Here is a 4,173-nt window from a genome sequence, read left to right as displayed (position 1 = left end):
TGCTATAATTATCTCAACTAAGAAAAAATATCATTCTGAAAAGCCTAGTTCCCGCTAGGGCTTTTCTTTTTTTGTTGACCTTTCTATTAAAATTTTTTTATTTTATAAACCTCTGACCTATGACCAACCGTCATATTTGTAATCACAAACTTGTCATTATCTACTTCAGCGATAATTCTATAATTTCCAACTCTAAAGCGGACATAGCCAGAAAAATTTCCTCTTAAAACTTTCCCTGGAGAAGTTGGGAAATCAACATCTTTAAGATGTTGAGAAATCCAATTCATGATGAAACGCTGATTTCCCCGATCTAATTTTTCCATTGCTTTATGAAAAGTATCGGCATATTCAACTTGATATTTAGCCATAGCGTTTCATCATCTCTTCATGTGTAAAAGTTTTCTTGCCACCTGCAACCCATTCCTGATGAGCCTCATCAGCAACCTTAATGTCATACATATCTTCAATTTTCTCTATAACAGCTTGTCTGATGAAGTCAGTCTTTGTTATATTATTTTCTTCAATAGTAGCATTTAATAAAGAATTTAGCTCCTGACTAAATCTTACAGAAATTGGTGTAGTTACAACATTATTCATATAACAGTCCTCCTAGTTGTGTAGTTATGTTATATACATTATACTCCTAATCTAAATATTACACAATAAAAACATTCGTTTTTTATTCCAATTTCCTTTTGACAAAAAGAAACCCTTGCTGGTCGTACTGCGTCCGTGTCCTCTCCGAAAGCTAAAGCCTTTCGGCTCGCACGTCCTAGCATACTCTCGCAAGGCTTTTTGTAAAAAGTTTTCTCGGCATAAACCACTCATTTAGTTTTGTGACAAAAAAAATCCCACCTTTTCTAGGTGGGATTATCACTAATATTCTAATCGTATAGATAGCTCTGAGCTATCACTGAAATTCTGTTATGACCGAGGAATTTGCTGGCGATTTTCATCGCAGCCTTGTCGAAAGTCTCCCCAGCTCTATCTTTTCTCATTACATATCTTTCCTTTGCTGGGATGGTGTTCACATCCCTGGCATATTTGTTATACACCCTTTTTGCGTAGATCGCTCGATAATGGTGGTTATCATAGTGTGAGGGAAGTTTTGGGAAAAGCTTCCCTTTTTTGGATTGTATCCATTTAACAATATCTTTTGTTTCTTCTTCTGAACTGAAACTCAAACTATTTCAGCAACTCTAGGGCGACCGCCCTTGGTTCCCTTTGTTACATTGAGATAGTATTTCCCATCCTTGAAAAGTAGGTCTTCAGCAGTAATTTCTTCCATCTCTTTTCTTCTTAGTCCAAAAGCCGATGTAAAGCGTGAATACTTCTCTTCTGTTTTCTTAGACAGGTCTTTATCACGAATAGCATCGTATCTTGACCGTGCAATGTTCGCACGAGTACGCTCTGGAGTCTTTATAAAGTCAGTTGTTGGGGCTTCAAAAACCTTTGCTAGCGCTGATTTTATCGTATTGATAGAATACGCTGACTTTCTTTTTTCAATAAGATAAAGAAGATAATCATTTACAGAGTTCTTCGCTTGATCCATGGTTTTTACCTCAGGCTTTTGCTCCTTTAGATAGTCGCAAAAGTAGCGATATTGTTTTTTGTAAGTCTCAAAAGTTGACTTTGAATAGATTTTATCAGAAGTCATGCCTTTAAGCTTGTCGCTGGCGCGACTTCGCCCAAAACCAGCCTTATACATAGACTGTAGTTTTAAGCGACCTATATCGCGATACTCCGCCTTTTCTTCTTTATCTCTTTCCTCTTCTTCTCTTCTAAGGCGACGCTTCTTCGCCCAGCGTCCCTCTTTTCTAACATTGTCCATAGTGACCTCCTTAATGGAATTTTGTAACGCCAGCGTCAGAACTGGTCAGGTATAACCGCCACCTAAGAAGGTGGCATGGCAACTTTTTTACAAATGTCTATGCCATGACATTGGAGCAACTTTTCTGAGTCTGTGCTATGACTCCCATTTACAGCTGGGACTGGGTTCGAGCTTCTTCTACAAATCGATATATAAACAACGACATTTCTTTTTTATATAGTTTTCCTTTTTCCTTTCTTCTTTTTTTAATCAATCCCATATCTTTTCATTAGTTCCTCTTTAGTAAAATAGTTCCCTTGTTCCATGTCTGCAACAATTTGATTGGCTTCATCTTGAAGTTTATCAAGAAGCGCTTTTGAGTCTGAGCCTAGAAGGTGCTCTCTGACCTCTTCTAGAGGGATACACTCCCCTCTCTCATAGGCTTCTAGCCCTGCTTGAATTTCTTTCTGCAATTCCTTAAAAATTCTCTCTTTTTCTGCTTCAATTTTGTTCATGATTTTTTTCCTTTATTTTTCTTTTTAAATTATCAAAAAAAACCTAACCTAAGCTACGTTTTTTCTCCTTTTTTACTCTTAGTTTTATTTACTCCACATCAATCAATTTTCTACAATACTATTATGCCATTTTTTTTAAAATAAAAAAATCAGAAATCAAAAAAACTAAATCATGATTTTTTAAATTTTAGCTAAGCCACTAAAGTGGCAGATAAATGTTTACCCGTCGATTTTTCTGCGAAAAAGTCTCTAACGGGTAAACATTTATCCGCTCTCGAAAACCCTTTGGGCGGGTTTCCGCTTCGCTCCCTGTCGCACGAATGCGTGCGAGTGTCTGCGCTTTGCGATTGCAGACACACAAAAAGAGAAGGCTCTGCGCCCTCTCTTTTACTCAACCTTCAAAATCTTTTAAATCAGCCCCAATATAACCTCTATAAAAAATTTCATCAGAATTCCATTCTTCAAAAAAATCTTCGAACGTTAGATATTTCTTCAAAGGTTCATTACCCTGCGAAAGTAGGAGATATGCAATGAATTCCTCTGCATTACAACTAACCGCTTGAAAAACTACCCTCGCTTCATCCTTTTCTAATTCTAAATTCTCATAAATATCCTTTCTAACTTCTGTAAAATAATCAAATCTCGCCTCTTCATCATCAGGCACTCTTTTTCTCATGCAATGAATATAGCAGCGACACTTCTCGATAATTTCTCTATCAGTCATTTTTTCTTTAGCAATTGTCATTTAATTTACCTCATTTTCATTTTCTTCACGGTTTACCGTCATGCCTTTGAGCCAGTTGTTTAGCTCCTTGTCTAGTTGTTCGATACTTTCTGAAAAACTAGCTTTTAGATGATTTGTAAGTTCATCATCTTTAGCTAATTGCTTCATTAACTTCCTATACTTCTTTCGTGTTCTGTCAGATAGTTCACTAATTAAATAAGGTTCAGCAATCAATCCACTAAGCATTACTTTATCTGTAACCTTCATATCAACTGGTAGATAATGCAAGGAATAAAATGAGTCAAGGGCTTTATATACAACATTTACCCATTCGCTAGCCTTACCTCTACGGAGTTGCATTTCCAATCTCCACCACGTTTCAACACCTTCTGGAACAACCTCTTTTTTCTTCGTCTGCTCCAGATACTTGTTATACATTCTAATTTGTCGCTCTGAAGATCTAGCGCCCCAGTATGCCGTTTCTAACGCTCCACCTAAGCCATAATAAGGGCGAAAAGATACTGCATCAGCCAATCTATATTGACTAATATAGTCATTTGGTAGCCCTATAATATCGCAAGCCACATCGGCACGCGAAAAATGAGGTTCTTCAAACATTAGTTTGATAAAATCTTTTAAACTTATCTTCAAAAAATTTTCTATCTTATTTGGATTGAAATCAATCCGCCCTTTTTCCTGACCTGTCTTTTTGTCTAGAAAAGGCAAGACCTCAATATAGGCGATATTCTCGCCGTAGCGATCGATTAGGCTCCACCCTGCGCCAGCTTTCTTCGCCCCATCTTCTCTAGCGAGAAGGGGCATTGCCTGGGCTAGCGTGAAATCTTCGCCAGCCGTATAGATGACCTCGCCACCTTCAGTAAAAATGGTACTATCGAAAGTGAATTTTTTAAGAAGTCCGACTATCGTTATTCGGTCTATCGACCAATCCAGTTTACAGGAGAGGGGTAAACTTTGCACCTTTAACCGCCTGTTAGAAGGGGCGGTTAGAAAATCGAGAGAATTGATGACCTTTTTTCTCTCTCCTAAATCACGTTTTTCAACTTCATCATTTGTTACACATATAGAATTATTGTGCAACAATAATTGATTTTCATCTCTATTCA

Annotated in this window: 6 protein-coding genes; all 6 read right to left on the bottom strand. The window is 37.3% G+C overall.

Annotation, left to right across the window (positions count from 1 at the left end):
• Positions 1 to 86: 86 nt before the first annotated feature.
• Positions 87 to 368: a type II toxin-antitoxin system RelE family toxin gene (locus tag FQT24_RS00135; RefSeq protein WP_143951815.1), complete on the bottom strand. Its 282-nt coding sequence runs from the start codon at positions 366 to 368 to the stop codon at positions 87 to 89.
• Positions 361 to 597, bottom strand: a complete 237-nt coding sequence (relB, locus tag FQT24_RS00130) for a type II toxin-antitoxin system RelB family antitoxin (RefSeq protein ID WP_143951814.1) — start codon at positions 595 to 597, stop codon at positions 361 to 363. Before relB ends, FQT24_RS00135 begins: the two co-directional genes overlap by 8 nt.
• Before the next feature lie 583 nt (positions 598 to 1,180).
• Positions 1,181 to 1,831 (bottom strand): site-specific integrase, encoded by a 651-nt coding sequence (locus FQT24_RS00125; RefSeq protein WP_143951813.1) that lies wholly within the window; start codon positions 1,829 to 1,831, stop codon positions 1,181 to 1,183.
• Between the two features lie 245 nt (positions 1,832 to 2,076).
• Complete coding sequence (locus FQT24_RS00120; protein ID WP_143951812.1) at positions 2,077 to 2,325, bottom strand: hypothetical protein; 249 nt, start codon at positions 2,323 to 2,325, stop codon at positions 2,077 to 2,079.
• A gap of 391 nt (positions 2,326 to 2,716) precedes the next feature.
• Positions 2,717 to 3,070 (bottom strand): hypothetical protein, encoded by a 354-nt coding sequence (locus FQT24_RS00115; RefSeq protein WP_143951811.1) that lies wholly within the window; start codon positions 3,068 to 3,070, stop codon positions 2,717 to 2,719.
• The coding region (locus FQT24_RS00110) for a replication initiation factor domain-containing protein (RefSeq protein WP_391592439.1) at positions 3,071 to 4,173 on the bottom strand (1,103 nt) is incomplete at its 5' end.

Source organism: Streptococcus mitis, from assembly GCF_901542415.1.
GTDB lineage: Bacteria > Bacillota > Bacilli > Lactobacillales > Streptococcaceae > Streptococcus > Streptococcus mitis_BL.
Note: the sequence above shows the minus strand (reverse complement) of the source record. Positions and strands in the feature narration are given on the sequence as shown.

What these genes read in the sequence shown, in the direction of transcription:
- FQT24_RS00135 (WP_143951815.1), bottom strand. Translation starts at nt 368, where the DNA reads ATGGCTAAATATCAAGTTGAATATGCCGATACTTTTCATAAAGCAATG.
- relB (WP_143951814.1), bottom strand. Translation starts at nt 597, where the DNA reads ATGAATAATGTTGTAACTACACCAATTTCTGTAAGATTTAGTCAGGAG.
- FQT24_RS00125 (WP_143951813.1), bottom strand. Translation starts at nt 1,831, where the DNA reads ATGGACAATGTTAGAAAAGAGGGACGCTGGGCGAAGAAGCGTCGCCTT.
- FQT24_RS00120 (WP_143951812.1), bottom strand. Translation starts at nt 2,325, where the DNA reads ATGAACAAAATTGAAGCAGAAAAAGAGAGAATTTTTAAGGAATTGCAG.
- FQT24_RS00115 (WP_143951811.1), bottom strand. Translation starts at nt 3,070, where the DNA reads ATGACAATTGCTAAAGAAAAAATGACTGATAGAGAAATTATCGAGAAG.